General features: G+C 42.7%; 19 protein-coding genes. 18 read left to right on the forward strand and 1 reads right to left on the reverse strand.

Translation table 11 applies throughout. From position 1 onward, the window contains the following. Window positions 1-65: 65 nt before the first annotated feature. The 4 genes from ACZ5A8_RS00125 (at window position 66) to ACZ5A8_RS00140 (ending at window position 4093) form a co-directional block, all read left to right on the forward strand. Window positions 66-791: a phosphoribosyltransferase gene (locus ACZ5A8_RS00125; RefSeq protein WP_464531559.1), complete on the forward strand. Its 726-nt coding sequence runs from the start codon at window positions 66-68 to the stop codon at window positions 789-791. Window positions 792-1323: 532 nt separating this feature from the next. Beyond that, window positions 1324-1782 (forward strand): Zn-ribbon domain-containing protein, encoded by a 459-nt coding sequence (locus ACZ5A8_RS00130; protein WP_229390510.1) that lies wholly within the window; start codon window positions 1324-1326, stop codon window positions 1780-1782. Window positions 1783-2045: 263 nt separating this feature from the next. Next, window positions 2046-3422 (forward strand): hypothetical protein, encoded by a 1377-nt coding sequence (locus ACZ5A8_RS00135; RefSeq protein ID WP_464531560.1) that lies wholly within the window; start codon window positions 2046-2048, stop codon window positions 3420-3422. 14 nt (window positions 3423-3436) lie between these two features. After that, window positions 3437-4093 (forward strand): hypothetical protein, encoded by a 657-nt coding sequence (locus tag ACZ5A8_RS00140; RefSeq protein WP_464531562.1) that lies wholly within the window; start codon window positions 3437-3439, stop codon window positions 4091-4093. 73 nt (window positions 4094-4166) lie between these two features. Here ACZ5A8_RS00140 and ACZ5A8_RS00145 read toward each other — a convergent pair whose 3' ends face one another. After that, entirely contained in the window at window positions 4167-5576 is a 1410-nt protein-coding gene (locus ACZ5A8_RS00145) for a right-handed parallel beta-helix repeat-containing protein (RefSeq protein ID WP_464531563.1), read from the reverse strand. A gap of 470 nt (window positions 5577-6046) precedes the next feature. Here ACZ5A8_RS00145 and ACZ5A8_RS00150 point away from each other — a divergent pair, with 470 nt between their 5' ends. The 14 genes from ACZ5A8_RS00150 (at window position 6047) to ACZ5A8_RS00215 (ending at window position 21185) form a co-directional block, all read left to right on the forward strand. Continuing rightward, complete coding sequence (locus ACZ5A8_RS00150) at window positions 6047-6739, forward strand: ArsR/SmtB family transcription factor (protein ID WP_464531564.1); 693 nt, start codon at window positions 6047-6049, stop codon at window positions 6737-6739. Then, window positions 6736-9021: a CDC48 family AAA ATPase gene (locus ACZ5A8_RS00155; protein WP_464531566.1), complete on the forward strand. Its 2286-nt coding sequence runs from the start codon at window positions 6736-6738 to the stop codon at window positions 9019-9021. The genes ACZ5A8_RS00150 and ACZ5A8_RS00155 overlap by 4 nt, the downstream gene beginning before the upstream one ends. Before the next feature lie 170 nt (window positions 9022-9191). Next, window positions 9192-9716 (forward strand): archaeal heat shock protein Hsp20, encoded by a 525-nt coding sequence (hsp20, locus tag ACZ5A8_RS00160; protein ID WP_229390515.1) that lies wholly within the window; start codon window positions 9192-9194, stop codon window positions 9714-9716. Window positions 9717-9747: 31 nt separating this feature from the next. Next, window positions 9748-10245, forward strand: coding sequence for an Hsp20/alpha crystallin family protein (locus ACZ5A8_RS00165; protein WP_229390516.1), 498 nt, complete (start codon window positions 9748-9750; stop codon window positions 10243-10245). Window positions 10246-10541: 296 nt separating this feature from the next. Then, window positions 10542-10733, forward strand: coding sequence for an MnhB domain-containing protein (locus tag ACZ5A8_RS00170; protein WP_322225548.1), 192 nt, complete (start codon window positions 10542-10544; stop codon window positions 10731-10733). A 1089-nt stretch (window positions 10734-11822) separates the two neighbouring features. Beyond that, window positions 11823-14234 carry a hydrogen gas-evolving membrane-bound hydrogenase subunit E gene (mbhE, locus tag ACZ5A8_RS00175; protein ID WP_464531567.1) on the forward strand — a complete coding sequence of 804 codons (2412 nt, stop codon included), beginning with the start codon at window positions 11823-11825 and terminating at the stop codon, window positions 14232-14234. Then, window positions 14231-14677, forward strand: a complete 447-nt coding sequence (locus ACZ5A8_RS00180) for a monovalent cation/H+ antiporter subunit B (protein WP_322225546.1) — start codon at window positions 14231-14233, stop codon at window positions 14675-14677. The genes mbhE and ACZ5A8_RS00180 overlap by 4 nt, the downstream gene beginning before the upstream one ends. Then, entirely contained in the window at window positions 14674-15099 is a 426-nt protein-coding gene (locus ACZ5A8_RS00185; RefSeq protein ID WP_464531569.1) for an NADH-quinone oxidoreductase subunit K, read from the forward strand. The genes ACZ5A8_RS00180 and ACZ5A8_RS00185 overlap by 4 nt, the downstream gene beginning before the upstream one ends. Then, a complete protein-coding gene (locus tag ACZ5A8_RS00190) occupies window positions 15096-16664 on the forward strand; it encodes a proton-conducting transporter transmembrane domain-containing protein (RefSeq protein WP_322225544.1) in 1569 nt (522 codons plus the stop codon). Before ACZ5A8_RS00185 ends, ACZ5A8_RS00190 begins: the two co-directional genes overlap by 4 nt. Beyond that, window positions 16661-17158 carry a Na+/H+ antiporter subunit E gene (locus ACZ5A8_RS00195; RefSeq protein WP_322225543.1) on the forward strand — a complete coding sequence of 166 codons (498 nt, stop codon included), beginning with the start codon at window positions 16661-16663 and terminating at the stop codon, window positions 17156-17158. The genes ACZ5A8_RS00190 and ACZ5A8_RS00195 overlap by 4 nt, the downstream gene beginning before the upstream one ends. Then, a complete protein-coding gene (locus ACZ5A8_RS00200) occupies window positions 17155-17430 on the forward strand; it encodes a cation:proton antiporter (RefSeq protein ID WP_322225542.1) in 276 nt (91 codons plus the stop codon). The genes ACZ5A8_RS00195 and ACZ5A8_RS00200 overlap by 4 nt, the downstream gene beginning before the upstream one ends. Further along, the gene (mnhG, locus tag ACZ5A8_RS00205) at window positions 17430-17780 is read left to right on the forward strand and encodes a monovalent cation/H(+) antiporter subunit G (protein ID WP_322225541.1); all 351 of its coding nucleotides are present in this window, start codon (window positions 17430-17432) and stop codon (window positions 17778-17780) included. Before ACZ5A8_RS00200 ends, mnhG begins: the two co-directional genes overlap by 1 nt. 457 nt (window positions 17781-18237) lie before the next feature. After that, window positions 18238-18972: a metallophosphoesterase family protein gene (locus ACZ5A8_RS00210; protein ID WP_464531571.1), complete on the forward strand. Its 735-nt coding sequence runs from the start codon at window positions 18238-18240 to the stop codon at window positions 18970-18972. A gap of 254 nt (window positions 18973-19226) precedes the next feature. Continuing rightward, window positions 19227-21185: a hydantoinase/oxoprolinase family protein gene (locus ACZ5A8_RS00215; protein ID WP_464531572.1), complete on the forward strand. Its 1959-nt coding sequence runs from the start codon at window positions 19227-19229 to the stop codon at window positions 21183-21185. The last annotated feature ends 83 nt before the right edge of the window (window positions 21186-21268 follow it).

The raw sequence follows: 21268 nt of genomic DNA on the forward strand, positions 1-21268 counted from the left end.
AATTATATGATCTCGAAGGTGGAGCCTGGACATGAGTGCTCCTGAAATAATTAATTTCCTGACCAATGCACCGGGTTTCGGATCCGGGAGGGTTTTTCATAGAATCGTTTAGATGTGTGCTTACTAATTGGGATTACATTTACAACCTGTGCCGAAACATTTCAAGAGAAATCAAAAACTCCGGATATGAGCCGGATGTTATTATCGCACTTGCCAGAGGAGGCTGGTTTGCGGGACGTGTGCTGTGTGATTTTCTTGGGCTCGATGACCTGTCCAGCCTTAAAATCGAACATTACATAGGATCTGCAGCTATTGACACCGGCGAACCTTATATACGGTATCCTCTCTCAGACAATGTAATCGAAGGCAAAAAAGTGCTTATCGTTGATGACATTGTGGATACCGGAGAAAGTATGATCAGTGCTAAAATTTATGTCGAAGGCCGGAGCCCGAAAGAGGTTAGAACCGCTTCCTTACAATACCTGGGGAGCTCAAAAATTGATCCTGATTATGTGGGAGAGCGGCTTGAAGACTGGGCATGGATCGTCTACCCCTGGAATTTTATGGAAGACATGATAAGTATCCTGACAAAAAACATGAGGAAAAACCCTCATAAGCTCTGGAGCCTTGAAGACCTTAAACACAGTCTTTATACAAATCATGCCCTTGACCCGGTAGTTTTTGAAATTACCCAACCTGGCAGGCTCCCGGAAGTTATGGAAGAGATGGACCGAATACGTAGAACCAGTTCTGAGGTTATTGATGGAAAGAAGTACTGGAAACTTCTCTAAATAACCTTATTGCCTGTTTGTGTACCGATAGTCTGTGCACTATTAATCTGGGCACCAGTAGTTCGCATTCAAGGTTACATTCGATACCAGGACTAAAATAATCTCTCCACTGAAGTTATCTATTGAAAGCAGGACTATTGAAAGCAGGAGGTTTGCAGCCGGTAAGGATAGGAATCCCTCCGGTTGAAAGTAAATTTTTCGTTAAAACTGCTAAATAAAAAAACTGTAAATACAAATATACATATTTATTAAAGGTATTTATCTAAGATATCATTTAATGTATACTGATATACGTATCAATGTATACTGGTATTCGTGCCAATTTCTTATAAAAGATAAATCTCATACTCAATTCAATTGCCTATTTAAATTGCCATTTTAATGATCAGTTTAAGATATCTATCTAAGACATATTTAAGCAATAAGTATCTCTAAGACATATCTAAGTAAATACGTATCTAAGTAAGATATCCATTATAAAATTATAAATCCTGCATTAATTAAGTTCGTATTATTGATTACCGGTGAACTCATGCCCCATAGATGTACCAGATGCGGAACCATTTTTGAAGACGGAGATTCTGTAGTCCTTAGCGGCTGCCCGAACTGCGGCTGGAATAAGTTCCTCTATGTGAAAAAAGAGCCAGAAGGCTTGGAAAACCAGGGAAGGCCCGCTCTGGAAGAACAAAAACTGGATCTTGAAGCCTCTCTGGACGAGGTTGTCAGGAATATTGACGAGGCCCTTGCATCCGGAGAAAAAGACAGGGGTCAACAATTAGGAAACGAAAGTAAAACTGATGAGAACAGGGTAGAGTCCGTAAGGATTCTCGGCCCCGGCTCTTACGAACTTAATCTGGATTCTCTTTTAGAGCGAAAAGAACTTGTTATGGCAATCAGGGAAGAAGGTTCATATGCTCTCCATCTGCCCTCCGTTTTTAACCAGCAGAAGGAAAGGCAAAAAGAAAAATCAAAATCAAAGAAGCAGAGATAACCTCTGACCTTTATCTTTTCCATCAAGTCTTCTGCTTTAAATTCATCTGCAAAACTCCTTCTCTTTTCTTCATGATATAGTTTTCAAGCATAATTTTCTATAGTTATCTTTAGTGATCTGCCGTTTCCTCATTCTTTTTATCGACATCAGGGCAAAAACCCACAAAAGAATGAAGTAATAGAGCAAAGTTCTTCTAGAAAGAGTGCAGATCTATATCTGTTTGGAGAGTTTGTTATTTATTATTTCCGAGCTGGGGGATTCGAATGAATTTAAGTAGTACAGAAAGAATACTTGCTGCCTTTCTGATTCTGGCTGCTCTCTCAGGATTTCTGGTTTTAACTGATGATAATAGTAAAGTTAAAACTCCTGAAGGTCCTGGAGCGCAACCCGATAAAATTGCTTCAGGTGAAAGGTCGCTTCGGGAACTTTCAGGGACCTCTGGTAATAATATCATTCAGAGGATCGAGGTTCAGGATATTCCATTTGAGTCCAATGAATACTGGGATGGTTTTGAAACTATTACAATAGACGTTGAAGAATTCGAGAACTCCGCTGCAAACGGGAGTGTAAATCTCAGGTTATTAGAGAGAAATTTTGAAGTAGAAATCGAGGAGATTTCCAGACTTAATGGGGGGAAATCGCATCGCTACTCGGGGCATATTAAAGAAATACCTCAAAGTAAGGCAACCTTCTACGTATGCGGCGAGTTACTTAGCGGCTCTATAGAGTTTGAAGACCTGATGTATAATATTGCAGTTACCTCTGAGGTATCTGACGGGAAAATTGTTCACACAGTATTTATAATGGACTGGAAAAAAGACAGAGAAAGACTGAAACAATCGTTAAATCCCTTTAGATTCATTTTTGCCTCCGGTTCAGCGGGAAGTTCTTCACTGATTAAAAGCTGCATGGCCGATGAAGGTAGCATATTTGAAAGAGTAGAGTTTGACAGACGTTCTTTCGAGATCCCGGTGACTTGCGAGGATTTTGAAGCCGTGATAGTAAACCCTCAAAGGTTCAGGGAGTCCGCTTCAAACGGGACTGTAAGTCTAAGCTTGATGGGAAAGAACTTTGAACTGAAGCTGAAAGAAACTAATACTCCTGACTCACAGACAACCTATGCTGGATACATTGTCGGAAAGCCGCAGAGCAGTGCAGTTTTTGCAGTAGGCAACGATACAATTGACGGCTTCATGAACGTTGATTTTCACACACTTTCTTATAGAATTACAGCTACGGATAAAAAATGTAATGGAAGAGTTGTCCATCTCATATGCAGATATTACAACGAAAATGCCGAAGAAAAATTAGAGCAGAAGTTTTCTTCGGATCCTTTGCATTTCTTCCTGAAAAATGAAGATAAGGAAACGCATGAGATAAGTATCGACATCCTGGACTTCTATAATGAATCAATATTCTGCAAGACTTATTCATTGAATCCGGGCAATGAAATTTCTTTTTCTGAGATTAGAGCGGAACCCGAAATTTACAGGTATGAAATTACTTTGGATAGAAACCTTACCTTCGAACAGGAAGTAAGGGCTAACTATGCTACCGGGCCTGGTTTTTCTGAAAAACTGCATATCGACCTCATAGACCATTCGGAATATCCTATCGCAATCGGGATTGAATCTGCCTAGGAGGTTTAATACATATGCAGGAAAAAGCAAAAACTGTAATTCTAATCATTATTGGCATGGCAGTATTATACTATGCTGCTCTGCCTCTTTATTATGAATCTTTTAATTATTATCCTCCTATGAAAGAGGATATGCCTTATAGAGGGACTGTACAGATATGGAACACCTTTATAAATCAAAGAGTAACCCTTGATACTGAAGTGCCTTCAATACCTGTAAATCAACTCCCGGTATATCAGGGGAAATCTTCCTTAAGCACCCTGAATGTCAGTTTTATTAATTCCAGCGAGTCTTATATTAATCAATATACTGGGGAAATCTATTTCCTTGTTGCAAATAACGAAATTATAGAAAAAGGGTTTAACTTAACCGATAGTGCTACAGATCCGGAACCCATACGAATAGTAGGTTTCCAGACAGCGGGTTTCAACGACTCAGACAAGTATATAGTCCAGCAGGTAAGGAACCGAAATTTCATCACTCAGAAAGGTAATCTGCCAATGTTTTCACTGGGAAGGGTCAGGATCATTGAAGTCAAGTTTGTTTATTACAATGGTTTTGATACTTACCCCTGCAGATATGCAGGTCAAACTACATACTATCCTGCCTGGAAAGTAACGGCTGAAACCTCAAATTATGGCGATCAAATTCTGATGATTAAAGCATTTTAACAACCTGGTAGTAAATGTTTCCCGGTATCTCATTCCTTATGTCCATCTATCCTGTCTTTCCAGATCAGGTACCTTATCCCTTTTTTCTTTTCACAATGATTGATGCCATCCCAACAATGGCTATTGTCATAAAGCAACCGATGAATGGCATGTCTGTTAACCGCATCCCCGACTCTTTCCCAATTTCCTGTGCACTGATCTCAGGTGTGTCGAGTTCGCTGGAGCCGATAAGAGTATCATCGGAACTGACCAGAACCTCCCCCAGCTGATTTGAATCCATACTATTATCTTCAAGCTCGTTATTGCGGCTGGTTTCCGCAAGAAAAATTCCGTATTTTCCGTTTGAGTGTATCGAATTATTCTTCAGCGTATTGTTGTCGCTTGAAATGCCAACGTAGATGCCGTAAATCGTGTTATTTGAAGCGGTGTTGTTGCTTAGAATATTGTCTCCTGACCCTCCCCATTCAAAAATGGCATCATCATCAATTTCAGTTCCTTCGTTCCAGAGATGGATGCCGTTTGCATTATTCTGGTTCACAAAGTTGTTATGGAGAATATTATAGTCGCAGTCCATCAGGCAGATCCCCTGGTTTATGTTATTCGAAGCATTATTGCCACTTAATGTGTTATTATTTGAGTAAAGTAAGAAGATACCATCCATGCCATTAAAGCTTATAGTGTTGTTTTTCAGGGTGTTGTTCTTCGAAAATTCAATCCAGATACCGTTTCTTTTGTTCGAATTTACTGTGTTATTGCTTATCGCATTATCAGCAGAGGATGTAATGCCCATTCCGTATTTCCCATTATTCAATATGGCATTGTTCCTTATAGTGTTGTTATCTCCCTGGATGTCAATGCCTATTGTGTTTTCCGAGACTGCATTTCCGTCTACCGTGTTATTGGAGGAAAAATGAATTATGATGATACCTGCGACATTTCCTGACATATGATTGTTCATTATCGTGTTATTGTCCGAAGACATGAGTATAATCCCGGCGTCATTGTTCTTCGGAAGCTTGTTGTTGATAAGGGTGTTGTTACTGGTATCAATTAAAAAAATGCCTTCCCTATTGTTTGAAATGTAATTGTTATCAATTATACAGTTCTTTATCCCGTCAAGATAAATCCCATATTTATAGTTCCCCGGATTTCCCGAGGCATCTTTTATTTTTAATCCTCTAATTGTCACATTATCCGAAGCAATTTTGAAGACATGCTCATTTTGAGTAGAAGCAAGGACGATGGTATCTTCCGGATTTCCGGATTTTGATATGATTCTTAATTCCCTGTCAACGACAATATTCTCTTTGTAAGTGCCGGGATAAACGAGAATTGTATCTCCTGGATTTGCATCATTTACTGCTTTCTGTATTGACTTGTAATCCTCTTCCCCACCGTTGTTCACTGTAAGGGTATCTGCTGATGCGGGGCTTGCAAGTACTAGAAATGCAAGTCCGATGAAGACGCAAATTTTGATTTTCACATTCCGGTTTGGAGACAACATAATCCTTCCAACCAAGCTTTAATTTTTCAGTTAAAATTAGTTTCTTATTTCATTTGTTTATTGTGGTTTTTTGCTCTTCGCAGTTTTTTTCTCTTTTTAGTGATTTTCATGCAAAACGTGAGCATCAGTAATATTTATATATCATGAATGATAACTAATGGTTAGTAACTATTATGCACGTATAATAATTGGTGTTCTGGCCAGGGGTTCCAGGAAGATTTTTCTGTGTAACTGCTTCCATACGGATCGTGAATTCTCTTTACCGGAGATTGGGTAGCAGGAAGACAACAACTCAAACGAACTGCAGAAAAAGCCTGGGTCACTATTAAATCTGTGCCAAATATAAAACATATATTATAATAATTATGACTAAAATATATAAAAAATAAAATTCAAAACTTATAGCTAATTATACATCATAACATTTCGATAATTACCAGAGGGAAAAAATGGACCCAGCAAAACTACTTGACATCCTGGGGAATGAAAACCGCAGGAAGATTATTCAGCTTCTTGCAAATCGCCCATGCTATGTCAGTGAAATCTCAGGCAGGCTGGGGGTAGGGCCAAAGGCGATTATCAGTCATCTGAGCCTGTTAGAACAGTCAGGGCTGATCGAATGTAGTGTGGATGATCAGAGGCGCAAGTACTTCAATATTGCAAATAATATGAGACTTGAGGTGTCCGTATCACCTTATGCATATACAGTGTCTCTTCAGGACATTAATTTTGACAGAGAGAAAAAAGGGGAAGGATCTGCTGTCGAGAAGAAAGAAAATATTGCCAGGAATGAATCGTCCTGCTTCTTCCTGAAACTGAGTAACAGGCTCCAGGAACTCAAAGCAAGGCAGGAACAGCTTGTGCAAATGCAAAAGCAGCTGCAGGTTGAATATATGGAATTGATGGACAAATGCCTGGACTCAATTGAAGGGGCTGCCAGAAATCCTGTAGAATGTGAGCTTCTGTTCGAGCTTCTTAAAAATGAGGCTACATCGGCTGTCCTCTGCTATAATCTGCGTCTTCATCCGAGCGTTATAATGTCTAATCTTATGGACCTTGCAGAAAGGGGTTTTGTTGAATATACGATTAAAAATAATCAGCAGTACTGGAAAATATGTGAGACCGGGGTTGAAAATAAATGACTGAAGAAATGAATCTGAGAGTAGCTGAGGCTTATCATAAAGATGTGGGCAGGGGAATTGCAAGAATTGATACCCGCCTGATGCAGGAAATGGAGCTTGTAAGTGGGGATATAATTGAAATTTCGGGCAAATCCAAGACTTATGCAATTGTCTGGCCGAATGTCGAGCGCGGGCAGGAGAACAGGATCAGAATCGACGGAAACCTGCGCAGCAATGCGAAGGTTGGAATTGATGATAGGGTTACGATCCAGAAAGTCCAGGCAAAACACGCTCAGAGGGTTACACTTGCTCCATCCCAGCCTGTAAGGCTTGTGGGCGGGGCGCATTATATCCTGAGAATAATCGAGGGCAGACCTCTGAACAAAGGCCAGCAGATAAGGGTTGAAACTGTAAATAACCCTCTGACTTTTGTCGTAGCATCTACAAGGCCTGCAGGCCCGGTTGTTGTTACCAAAGATACTGAAATTATCATTAAAGAAAAATCCATTGAAGAAATTAAGACGCCTGAAGGTGTATCGTACGAAGATATAGGTGGGCTCAGGCGTGAAATCCAGCTTGTCAGGGAAATGATCGAGCTGCCAATGAGGCACCCTGAACTCTTCCAGAAGTTGGGGGTCGAGCCTCCCAAAGGTGTCCTTCTCCGCGGGCCACCCGGAACGGGCAAGACAATGATTGCAAAGGCAGTTGCAAGCGAAACCGATGCCAATTTTATCACCATCAGCGGTCCTGAAATCGTTTCCAAATACTATGGAGAAAGTGAACAGAAACTCCGAGAGATCTTCGAAGAGGCTGAAAGGGACGCACCTTCCATTATCTTTATAGACGAAATCGATTCCATTGCTCCCAAACGCAGTGAAGTCACTGGAGAAATGGAAAGAAGGGTCGTTGCCCAGCTACTTTCCCTGATGGATGGGCTCAAGTCCAGAGGTGAAGTAGTGGTAATCGCTGCCACAAACCGTCCTAACTCCATTGACGAGGCTCTCCGCCGCGGCGGAAGGTTTGACCGGGAGATCGAAATCGGAATTCCTGACCGGAACGGCAGAAAGCAGATTCTCCTGATCCACACACGAGGCATGCCTCTTGAAGATGAAGTGAGCCTTGGCGAAATTGCAGATGTAACCCATGGTTTTGTAGGAGCTGACCTGTCCTCTCTCTGTAAGGAAGCTGCAATGCATGCTCTCAGGAGAATCACTCCTGAAATCGATATCGAAGAGGAGATCCCGCAGGAAATCATTGACAACCTCATGGTCACCAGGGAAGACTTCAGAGAAGCCCTGAAGAACATCGAACCTTCGGCAATGAGGGAAGTCTACATTGAAGTTTCGCATGTGGGCTGGGATGATATAGGTGGACTTGAAAAAGCAAAACAGGAACTTATCGAGTCTGTGGAATGGCCCCTCAAGTATCCTGAAATGTTCAAGATTGTCAGTATAAAACCTCCAAGAGGCATACTGCTGTTCGGACCTCCGGGTACGGGCAAGACCCTGCTTGCAAAAGCCGTTGCAAGCGAAAGTGAGGCTAACTTCATCAGCATTAAGGGCCCCGAACTACTCAGCAAGTATGTAGGAGAATCCGAGCGTGCAATCAGGGAAACATTCAGGAAAGCAAAGCAGGCTGCTCCGACTGTAATCTTCTTTGACGAGATTGACTCGATTGCTCCTCAAAGAAGCTCCGTTTCCGACACTCACGTTTCCGAAAGGGTGGTCAGCCAGATCCTTACGGAACTTGATGGGATAGAGGAACTCAAGGATGTAATCATAGTCGCTGCTACAAATCGGCCGGACATGGTAGATCCTGCTCTCCTCAGACCTGGCCGCTTTGACAGGCTTATTTACATCAAGCCTCCTGGAAAAGAAGGCAGGGAGAAGATCTTTGAGATCCACACAAAAGAAAAACCCCTTGCAGAAGATGTAAAGCTCTCAGAACTTGCTGATATGACCGAGGGATATGTGGGTGCAGATATTGAAGGCATCTGCAGGGAAGCTGCAATGCTTGCCCTCAGGGAAATAGTTACTCCGGGTATCGACCGAAAGGGCATTCAGGAGAGAGCAGGAGATGTTCGGCTTTCCAAAAAACACTTCGAAAAAGCAATTCGCCGTGTAAAGCCTACAACCTCCAGAGAAACACTGAATGCGTACGAAAAGAGTGCCGAACTCTTTGCCAGGTATGCAACTGAGTTTGAGGAAGAAGCTTCCGAAGTAAAAAAAGAAGATTCTGAATCAAAAGAACAGGAAAAGAAAATAGAGGGAAAAGAAATCCCAAGTTTTTTGCAGGCTGAGTGAGACTTTGCCTGAAATGCTGAAGTGCCGGTAAATGCCGGCTTTTTTAATTTTTATTAAAAAGAGTAATCATTTCAATTAATAGCCTCTTGATTTCAATTAATGGCCTTATTGATTTGAGTAATACTCACTTAAGAAACTCAAGACGCATAACTTAATAATGATGTGATGAGATGGACAGAGACAGGAGAAAAAGAAGTTTTTTCGATGAAATATTCGGAATTGATCCCCTGAAGGATATGGAAGAAATATTTGAGCGCCTTAGCACAGCTATGGGAATGAGCATGGATAACTTCGGGCAGCATCCCTTTGTTTACGGTTTTTCCGTAACCCAGCGTCCAGGGGAAGAGCCTGAAATCCGGGAATTCGGAAATATTCCGATGTTTGAGCAGACGGAGACCGGAGAAAAACGGTACCTTGACATAAGAAAACCCCTTATTGATGTACTGGAAACCGAGGAAACAGTCCATGTGATTGCCGAGATGCCGGGCATCGAGAAAGAAAATATTCAACTGAACGCAACTGATTTAATACTTGACATCGAAACATTAGATGGGAATCCAAAATATTCCGAGCGTGTGGAACTGCCCATAAAGGTGGACCCCCAGAGCGCTAAAGCCACATATAAGAATGGTGTGCTGGAAGTTACCTTTAACCGGCTGGAATCCAGTTCCCGAACTTCGATCAATATAGAGTGATTCGGGAGCGAGAGGAAAATAAGAGGTAATAATGGTGGGCACAAAAAAAAGAAAGGATTTCTTTGAAGATTTTGGGTCTGAACTTTTTGACAACCTGGAAGAGATGATCGAAGCCCTCCTGGAAGAAATGGGAGAGTCCGTCCCCTTTGTTTACGGATTTTCGATCATTCACCGCCCGGGGGAAGATCCTGAACTCCGGGAATTCGGAAACGTTCCGGAATACTCTCAAAACGAAGAGAACTTCTTTACCCCAGAAACAAAAGAACCTTTAATTGACATATTTGAAAATGAGGACATGGTGCATGTACTTGCAGAATTCCCGGAGACTGAAAAGGAAAATCTCCTGCTGCACGCTACATCTCAACACCTTGAAATTAAAGTCCTTGGGCTTTCTGAATATTCCGAAGACGTAGAACTCCCCGTCCTTGTGGATCCGAAGAGTGCAAAAGCAAGTTACAAAAATGGGGTGCTTGAGATCACCTTCAGGCGTTGCCCCGAAGAAAGTCCTGTAGCAATAGAGATCAATTAATTATAGAAAAGACAGAGAACACCTTTCAGGGTGAAGGACAGGAAACAAAGCCTGAACCCTGATAAATATGCTCATTATAACCAGTAATACAGAAGATTATTATTTTTCTCCTCTTTACTATGAAAGAGAAATAATTATGAACCTCTTTTAGCCATTTTTAATTATAAAAGAGAAAATAATTCTGGATTTTTTTATCGGCAGTTTCTACTAATGGCATTTTACGGATCTTTGTATCTTAATTCACTATACCTTTTTATCTCTGACCTAGAATGTAGTTTGTTGGTTCGCATAGATCTTTGCGTTTAATTACCAAAACGGTTTCAAAGATCTGTCTGTTGATAGATATGCTGTACTCTATCGACCTTTTACTGGTCGGTGGGAACAGGTCTGGCGGAGGTTTCATTGGCGGCGTACTCTGTGCTTGCGGAATTGGGCTCATCTATGTAGCGGTTCATTGCGCCTTTTTATCTGGCACATGTACTTTTTAAAATACACGTTGTTTTATAATAGTCATGGGGTTTTTAAAGTCCGCCAGGTAAATTTTATAATTATCATTCACTATCAGGAATCCTATTCTTGAAAACAGTTTCAGAACACTTCACTGACAGTTTCAGAACACTTCACTGACAGTTTCAGACAGAAAGTTTCGAAGAATTATGTTAGATATACTCTTTTCCTTTTTGTGAACTTTTTTTGTCAACCGTTTCTTTTTTTTGACAAAAAACTTTTTTTCGAGTTTCTTTCTATTTTGATTTTTTTTACTTTCAATGCGCACAATTCTTTTTTTTATCTATTTAATTCATTTTATATGCAAGTTTCATTTTTTTGGCATACAATCATATATATTTAAATATAGAATTAATTCAAATGAGCCTGCTACTGAATCATTCTCTATTGCTTTCTCAAACTAAATCTTCTGATTCACAGTTTTAATGATTTAAATAAATTATACTGATCGAGGGGGTAACTTATTAATTAATTTAGTTAACTTTTTTGATCAAATTGCTACTTAAAAAGGAAAAAAAATTTCTCTGACCTTTATTTTTCATATTTTTTTCTCGAAATTGCTGTTTTTCTTGATAGTGTTTTTTGGAAATATTCAAATATTTGAGAATCCACATGGAAATTAGTGAACCTTATGCTATCGATTTAGTCCTTCATATTTATTTAGTTCTAATTTGGAGTACTTCGCATACATTCCATTAAACCTCTATCATGATAGAATCGGTAGCAATAAGAACTGAGTATATCTAAAATTTCAATCAGGAAAGCGGGATGTACTTTAAATTATCTAATAAATCTGAAGTTCTGAAAGGGAGGTATCTACTGTAATAATGGAATAATTTGGGAAGATTTCGTGTGCAATTTTGGACGCAAAATAGTTTGCTTGATACTGAAGATGTGTCCAGTAAAAACCGAAACATTTTTACTATATGACAAAAGAGTATACGCGAGGAAATATAAGATTACATTATATCTTTATTTTCTATGTGGATTGAATTCTGGATTGAAACTTTTGAACCTGACTAGTATTCACTATTAATAACCAAAAACTACAGAGGTTGGGTTGATGATTAATGGATCCATTTAATGCAATAGTAATAGCTGTCTTTTTACCATTTATACTCGCATGGACATTACCTGTATTATATCGCGTATTCAAACAGAGGATTGGCTGGATTTCGGCACTTATTGCATTTACGTGTTTTGTGCTGAATGCTCAGGTAATCCCGTACGCTATGGCAGGCACTCCTGTAAAGGGTTCGTGGGACTGGATGCCGACAGCTGGTTTATCCTTAGACTTTTACGGAGACGGCATGGCTGTTCTCCTGGCATTAATCGTTTCAGGCGTTGGTGTTATCATCATGTCCTATTCAAACGGTTATATGTCCACAAAGGAAGACCTGCCAAGGTATTACCAGTGGCTCTTACTCTTTATGGGTGCAATGCTGGGCATTGCCTATACAGATAATACGATCCAGATGTTTGTTTTCTGGGAATTAACCAGTATAACGTCTTTTATGCTTATCGGATACTGGAGAGAAAGACCGGAATCCGTATACGGCGCAACCAAGGCTTTTCTGATAACTGCCGGTGGCGGACTTCTAATGTTCGCAGGTTTCCTGATGCTCAGGGTTGTTACAGGCACCTATGGAATCTCTGAAGTCGCTCAGAACTCCGAAATCCTTTCAACATTCCATGGAAGTCCGTTTTATGTTGCAATCCTTGTTCTGATCTTCCTGGGAGCCGCTTCCAAATCTGCTCAGGGACCGTTCTATATATGGCTGCCCAATGCAATGGAAGCTCCGACCCCTGTCAGTGCTTTCCTGCACTCGGCTACAATGGTCAAGGCTGGTGTCTATCTGGTTGCAAGGATGCACCCCATCCTTTCGGGTACTCCCGAATGGTTGATTCTGGTTTCAGGAACAGGTATGATAACCATGGTGATGGCAGGTTTCCTGGCTTTCAGGCAGACCGACATCAAAGCTATTCTGGCTTACTCGACAATTAGCCAGCTGGCCTATCTGATGACCATGTATGGTTACAGTACTGCAGAACACCCGGGATTGGGCTTTGCTGCAGCAACCTTCCACCTGTTGAACCACTCAACCTTCAAAGCTACCCTCTTCCTCGTAGCAGGTATTGTGGCTCACGAGGCGACAACCCGAGATATCAGAAAACTCGGCGGTTTGCGTAAAGAAATGCCAAAAACGTTTATAGTTGCGGTGATCGCAGCGGCCTCAATGGCAGGTGTCCCCCCACTTAATGGGTTCCTGAGCAAGGAAATGTTCTATGAGACATCCGTTGAGATCGGGGCGCTGGTTTCGGAAACTTATGGAGGTCCATGGGCTATTGTCTTCCCGGCTGTCGCAGTGCTCGGTGGTGTATTTACTCTTATGTACTCTATCAAACTGATAGACGGGATATTCCTTGGGCATAGGACCCACGACCATGATGTCCCTCACCACATTCACGATGCTCCCTGGGTCATGCTAGCTCCTGCAGTTTTCCTTGCAGGTCTGATCATCTTCTTCGGGCTCTATCCCAAATTCCCGGTTGAAACCCTGATTCAGCCTGCCTACAGCGGCCTTGTCCCGCATGCAGAACACCTTCATATAAAGCTCTGGCATGGAATTACCACACCGCTTCTGATGACGATAGCAACCTTTGCCATCGGTATTGTGCTTTACAAGTTCTATGACTCAATAGCTGCCTGGCAGAACAGCTTCAATGCAAAGCTTCCCTGGGTTAGCGTGAACTACTGGTATGATGCAACCGTAAACAATGCAAAAGGCATAGCCGCCAAGTTTGGAGCAATTACCCAGCCGGGACCTATCGGAGTTTATATCAAAGCTGTCATGCTTTTCATGATCTTCCTTATTACCTGGCCTATCTATAAACTGGGTATAGGCTTTAGCGACATTCTGCCTGCTGGCATGAACTTCAGTTCGCAGCCCTATGAAATAGTGCTGTATGCCCTTATGATTGCGGCAGCGCTTGGTGCTACGGTTATCCCGAGATATCTGCCTGCAGTCCTGTCTCTTTCAGCATTAGGCTTCCTGGTATCCTTGCTCTATGTGTACCTCAAAGCCCCCGACCTTGCAATGACTCAGGTCTGTGTGGAAACCCTTTCTACCATTATCTTCGTCCTGGTAATCATGAAGATTCCTCAAAAATTCAAGGAACCGATGCCGGCAGGTAAGGTTATGGTAAACTTTATAATTTCAGCAGTAGTTGCGTTTTCAGTCTTTGCCGTTATGGTAAACGCAAACATAGGTCTCCTGGGGCCGTTTGAGTCCTTCTCTTCCTACTTCATGGAAAACAGCTTGCAGCTGACAGGTGGACTTAACGTAGTAAATGTGATAGTCGTGGACTTCAGAGGATACGATACTATCGGAGAAATTTCGGTTCTTTCCCTGGCAGCCCTTGGTGTATATAACCTGATCCTGAGCAGGGCTGGAAAGGCTGAGGGAGGTGAGGAAGAGTGACCACGTTAATTACCAAAACAATTGCAAAGATCTGTTTGATGATAAGCATGCTTTACTCAATCGATCTTTTGCTGATTGGTGGGAACCGCCCGGGTGGAGGTTTCATTGGCGGTGTGCTCTGTGCTTCCGGAATTGGACTTATCTACGTGGCATACGGGTTCGATGAAGTCAAGAAAATCTGGAACCCGGACTGGCATACCTGGTTTGGATACGGACTGCTTTTTGCAAGCATTACGGCCATATCCCCTATGCTTGCAGGCCACAACTACTTCAGAAGTGCTTTTGAGCTAAAGCCCTTAATCCTGGGAGGCTTCCATGTGGGTGAGCTTGAACTTGTCTCATCCATGTTCTTTGACCTTGGAGTATATTTCGTGGTCGTCGGAGGGCTTCTGTTCATCGTAACAAAAGTAAGCACAGATAAAGGTCTGGAGGGTAGAAAATGAACAATGCCTTACTAGCGCTTACTATCTCTCTGCTTTTCGGGATCGGGACTTTTCTGATTCTGCGCAGGGATATGATGAAAGTTATTATCGGTTTCGGGATCGTTTCCCATGCCATAAACCTGTATATTGTTGCGAGTGGGGTCTTCAGCGAAGGTACCCTCGTGCCTATCCTGGAGCACCACCAGGCTGTGCATGGTCTCGACCAGGGCCTGGTCGTCGCCGATAACATAACAGCTGGCATTATTGGGCCGATAACAACCAATCCGTATACAAATTTCGTGGATCCACTTGTACAGGCTCTCGTGCTCACGGCAATTGTTATCGGACTTGCAACAACTGCTTTCATATTGACCCTTGCATATCGCATTAATGAAGAATATGGTACTATTGATGTAAGGGAACTCAGGAGGTTGTGGGGATGAGCTTTTTAATGCAGCATCTGCCCATGTTCCTGATCGCCATACCTTTGCTGATGGCCCCTATTACCATCATAGGCAAGAATTACCCTGGATTCCAGAAGGCTATTGATATGATAGCGAGTGTCAGTCTGCTGGCTTTAAGCGGGCTGCTTATATATACAGTCTGGAACGATGGAATCATAGTATATGAGATAGGTGAGTTCGGAAAGTATGGAATCGTGCTTGTAGCTGATCTCTTGAGTTCAAGTATGGTTGTCCTGACCTGCCTTATAGGCTGTATGGGTCTGATTTATTCCTATAATTACATAGAGAGTAAATCCCTGAGCCTGACATATCACTCCCTGTACAACCTTATGCTTGCAGGTATCATCGGAATCTTCCTGACAGGCGACATTTTCAACCTGTTTGTCTTCTTCGAGATCATGTTGCTCTCTTCAGGAGCTTTGATCGTTGCAAACGAAACCTCAAAGGTTACGAAGATCTCGGATAAGATGGAAGCTACCATGAAGTATATTGTCCTGAACATGCTCGGTTCAAACGTGATGCTGATTGCAGTCGCTTCCCTGTACGCATCCATTGGCTCTCTGAACATGGCTGACATTGCGCTTAAGATCAGGATCCTTGCCGAAGCAGGAACAATGCCCTGGCATCTGTACGCTATTGGCCTGCTCTTCATCATCGTGTTCGCTGGAAAAGCAGCAGTCTTTCCCCTGCACTACTGGCTTCCGGATGTTCACCCCACAGCGCCGTCCCCGATCAGTGCGATGCTCAGTGGTGTGATTATCAAGATCGGAGCCTATGGTATACTCAGGATCCTCTTTGTTATCTTTGCACCTCTCAAAGGAGTGTACGGACCGATCATTCTGTTGCTCGCTCTTATCACTATAGGACTTGGAGCCACAGCTGCGATAGGACAGAATGATGTTAAACGTTTGCTAGCTTACTCCAGTGTATCCCAGATAGGATATGTTTTCCTGGGTTTTGGTATGGGAGCGATTGCACTCGATGCAGGTGAAATTGCAGGCGGGACTTTAATTGTTGCGGCATCTTTTGTCTACATGGTAAACCATGCCATTGCCAAGAGCATGTTGTTCTTTACCTCAGGTGGAATTATTCACCATGCGGAAACCAGGGACATGCGTAAGATGGGAGGCATGATTAACAGCAATCCTCTGATGGCTTTCTCTTTCCTTGTGGGAGCCATGTCCATTGGTGGGGTACCCCCAATGGGCGGATTCATTGGTAAGTTCTCCCTCTTCGATGCAGGCCTCAGAGCGGAATTCTATATCCCTATAGCTATTGCATTAATATTTGCAGTCTTTACTCTGTTCTATATGTTCAGAGGCTGGATGCTTATGTTCTGGGGAGAAAGAGATCCGCAGTACGGGGAGTATTCCCATCACAAACTGTCCATGTTGATCGTAGGCCCGATCATGCTGCTGGCAGCTCTTGTGTTCATTCTCGGATTATTTGCCGACCCGGTCCTTGAGGTTGCACAGACCATAGCGATGCAGATCACTGATCCGCAGCCGTATATTGATGCAGTATTAGTGAGGGTGATTAGATGAAACGTCGTTTGATTACTTACATGGCACTCCCGGTAGTATGGTGTATGGTCAGTGGAGAAGTAACCATCGGCAACCTGTTTCTCGGCCTCGTCTTCGGAATGGTTGTTGTCCAGCCTTTCAGTAAACTGTACAGGATGGACGAGGTGGTAGTGCCTACGGGAAATTGGGTGGCAAAGATCCCCAAGAAAATCAAGTATTTCTATGTGCTGATCAAGGAGATTATAAAAGCTAACATTGTTGTCGCAAAGATCGTTCTCAGCCCAAAAATCGACATCAAACCCGGAATTATCGCAGTTCCTATAAGGGCCAAGACCAATATCGGGATCACCGGGATTGCAAACACGATCACGTTGACTCCCGGAACCCTGACCGTGGACATCTCGGATGATAAAACCATTCTGTATGTCCACTCAATCGATGCAACCAATCCGCAGGGGGTCCGTGATTCTATCAGGGATGATCTTGAACACTATATACTGGAGGCATTCGAATGATGATCACACTTGAACAAGCAGACTTTCTTGCCCTGATAGTATTGGTAGCTGCAACAGCACCCTGTTTATACAGAGTGCTGTACGGTCCGACCCTTGCTGATAGGATTGCGGCTGAGGATGCCATGGGTAATGCCCTTGTAGTGATCTTTGCGCTCTACGCTTTTCAGTCGAGCTCGATCTTTCTCATGGATGTAGCCATGCTTCTGGCAATAATCTCCTTCGTAGGGACGGTTGTAGTTGCAAAGTACCTTGATAAAGGGGAGGTGCTCTGATGGCTGGCGAAGTTGAACTCGTTTTAGACGTCCTGAGTATTATCACTCTCCTTATAGGGATTTTTTTCCTATCTCTGGGTATGATTGGCCTCCTTCGCCTGCCTGATGTCTATAACAGACTGCACGCAACTACCAAGGTCGGTACCCTGGGAGCGTTTGGGGTCCTCCTGAGCATTATCCTTCAGGAAGGTGCCTCCCCCATGGGCATCAAGGCCTTCACTGTCGCAATTTTCATCCTCCTTACCAACCCGATTTCCGGGCACATGATTGGCAGGGCGGCATACAGGATGGGAGTGAAATGCTGCGAAGGCACTTGCATGGACGAATACGCAGGAAAGAGAAAAAAGTAAAGATTAAGTGAGTGTGTTTCCCAAACACATTCATCTTTTGTTTTTACCGGATCTCCGATCTTTTTAGCGTCGGGTTTTAGTTCCGGATTTCTGGTTCAATCTCATTTTTTCTGTTTTCTGTCTCATCTGATTTTTCATATTTTCTGGCTATCAACTCAATCTTTTGGTTTTTTTTCTTCAGGGAACCTTCGGATTCTTTTCTTTATTCAAATTTCCTTATTCATTTTTCTTATTCAATTTTCCTTACTCAACTTTTCAAATTAGATTTCTTGATTTGATATGGCTCTATTTTTAAACACTGGAGAAGTATATACTAAATATAGCTTATTTGCTTATTATTTATCTATTGTTTAATACATAGACTAAATCGAATAACTATATATTATACTCTGCGAATTCTAATCCTGAAAAGTCAGAAATATGAACAAACAGGCATAGAGGAATAGATATTATAAGAATGGTACATCTTTCAGACATCCATTTCTCAGAGGCATACTACATTCCTGAGATTGCAGATTCAATGCTTGAAAAAATAAATCAGGATAACCCTGATATTGTTGTAATTACGGGAGACCTTACGGAAAACGGGCTCGCAGCCGAGTATAACGGAGCAAAAAACTTCATTGATAGGATCGAATGCAGAAACAAAGTAATAGTTCCCGGAAACCATGATTCCAGAAATGCAGGTTATCTTTTCTTCGAGGACATTTTCAAGGCCAGGTCTTCTTCCGGGCGTTTTGGTGAAATTACGGTTGTAGGGCTTGATTCTTCCCAGCCGGAACTTGAAGAAGGGCACATCGGAAGGGAAAACTACGGATGGATAAAGGAGGCTTTTTCATCAGACGGTTTTAAGGTTTTTGCCCTTCACCACCACCTGATTCCAATTCCCAGGACAGGCAGGGGAAATAATGTGCTTGTGGACGCAGGGGATGTTCTTGAACTTCTGGACCGTTCAGGTGTGAACCTTGTGCTCTGCGGGCACTGGCATATTCCCTGGGTCTGGAGATTAAACGACATGCTTGTTGTCAGTGCAGGAACAGTCTGCTCGTCCAAAATCCGGGGAAAAGCCTTTCAATGTTACAACTACATAGAGCTTGAAGTGCCTGAGCCCGGGTGTACGCGCTGGCATCTGCAGGTTCACAGAGTTTTCTCCTCCAGAGAAAAAGAGCGGGTTGTGGATAGTATAATATAATAGTATAATAGACAGGCGGGTTAAGAATACAAAAAGTCCTGAGAACTTCAGATTTCTTTTACCTGCATTCTCCGTATTACCTGTTTTTCTTTTTCACTGCCCCCTTCCCTGTTGCCTGCATTGTTCTTTTCTTTCAATATTTTGCCCCCTCTATTATTTCATACCCCTTAATATTTTACCCTCCTGCAGAATCTTATGCTCTTACAAAATCCTGATCGGCTATGTTATATTTTTTTGAAAATAAATTATAAACCATGAAACTTGGTTTAGGAATTGATACTGGTGGAACATACACAGATGCTGTTTTAATGGATCTTTCAGAAGGCCGGATTCTTGATTTTAACAAGGCACTAACAACGCATTCCAATCTGGTTGAAGGGATAGAAAATGTAATTGCAGGCTTAAAGCAGGAGTATCTGGTCAATATAAAACTTGTTTCGGTATCCACAACTCTTTCTACAAACTCCACACTGGAAGGTAAAGGTCATCCTGCAGGGCTGATTCTGACAGGCTATACGGTAAACGGAGGTATTCCGGCACGTGAAACAATTTCCATAGGTGGCGGCCATGATTCAAAAGGAAACGAAGTTAGCTGCCTTGACCTTAAAGCTGCGGAACAATTCGTTAACGACACCAGAGGCAGGCTCTTTTCATATGCTGTATCTTCTTATTTTTCCGCGAGGAACCCGGAACACGAGCTTTCAGTAAAAAAAACAATAGAACAGCTGACCGATAAACCCGTGGTTTGCGGGCACGAACTTTCCCTGAGCCTTGGAGCTTATGAAAGGGCAGTAACTGCAGTTCTGAACGCTCGCCTGATCCCGATAACTTCTCAGTTCATCCGGGCTGTTTTATCGGTGATGGAAGCGAGAGATATCAAAGCTCCTATGATGGTAATGAAATGCGATGGCTCTCTTGCACACATAGAAGAAGCGCTTGAAAAACCTGTGGAGTCCATTTTTTCAGGCCCTGCCGCAAGCCTTGTAGGAGCTGCCCATATAAGCGGCTTGAAAACCTGCGTGGCTGTGGATGTTGGAGGCACAAGCACTGATATTGCTCTGATAGAAGACGGAGTTCCCGAAATAAGTGAAAACGGAGCTGTAGTGGGAAACTGGAAAACCATGGTCAGGGCGGTCAGGATCAGAACCTCGGCTATGGGAGGAGATAGCCACATCTGGGTACAGAGACAACTTTATATTGGCCCTAACAGGGTTATCCCCCTCTGCTTTGCAGCTTCAGATTATCCTTCCATCGAAGATAAGTTGAGGAAAGCCGAAAAAGTTTCGGACAGGATAATGAATGATATCTTCCAGCCAGCTAGTTTCTTTGTCAGGAGCGGGAGTCCTGAATCTGATGATGATATACAGGCACTTAATTACTCTATTGAATTTGAACTGGAAAACCATGAACGTCAGATTTTCGATGCTATAGGATATGAGCCAGTTTCAGTATCCGATATTGCAGAAATAGTTAAAAAACATCCACTGCAGTTCGTAAAGGCTCTGCGCTCCCTGGTCCAGAAGCGCTGCATTTGCCACATAGGTTTTACACCTACGGACGCCCTGCATGTGCTTGGAGAGTATGAGGCATGGAACAGCACTGCCTCATTGTTGGGAGCAGAACTTCTTGGCAGCTATCTCGGGCTGGACCCTGAAAGCTTTTCCAGGGAAATAAAAAAGACTTTTGCAAGGAATATTGCTCTTGACCTGCTGACGTTCTTTGCAAAAGATTTCAAACGGGAAGACCTTGAAAAACTACTGACAAGCTCTCGTTTCACAAAGTTCAAAATCAATATTCCCGTCGTAATGATAGGGGCTCCTGTCAAAGCTTACGTGCCCGAACTCAGAGAATTTATCGATGCGGATATCCGTATTCCGGAATTTCATGAGGTGGGCAATGCCGCAGGGTCCCTGGCTGGCAACATCGTCAAAAGAAGCGAAATTCTAATCCGTCCGGCAGGTCACGGGACCGAGCAGTATCATGTGTTCTCTGAAATGGAACGGAAGGTTGCAGATAATTATCATGAGGCTGTGGACTATGGGTTGGGACTTATGGAAAAACTGATTTTCGACCATATGGACGGGTACGGGCTTCAGAAAGAGCAGGTCCGTTTTGACCTTGAAAGAAAGGACTTTAATCCGGGTTTCGGAGCCCAGAAAGAAACCCGTCTGGTGGGCCTTGGTATCGGAAACCCTTTGAAACTGGAGCAATAAAAAGGGTTACATAAAGATTTTTACTTTCGAGGACTTTCTTAGCCATTTTTCCACATAGAGCAGCCAAATTTCTGGCTTCTTTT

The sequence above is a fragment of the Methanosarcina subterranea genome (assembly GCF_055385895.1).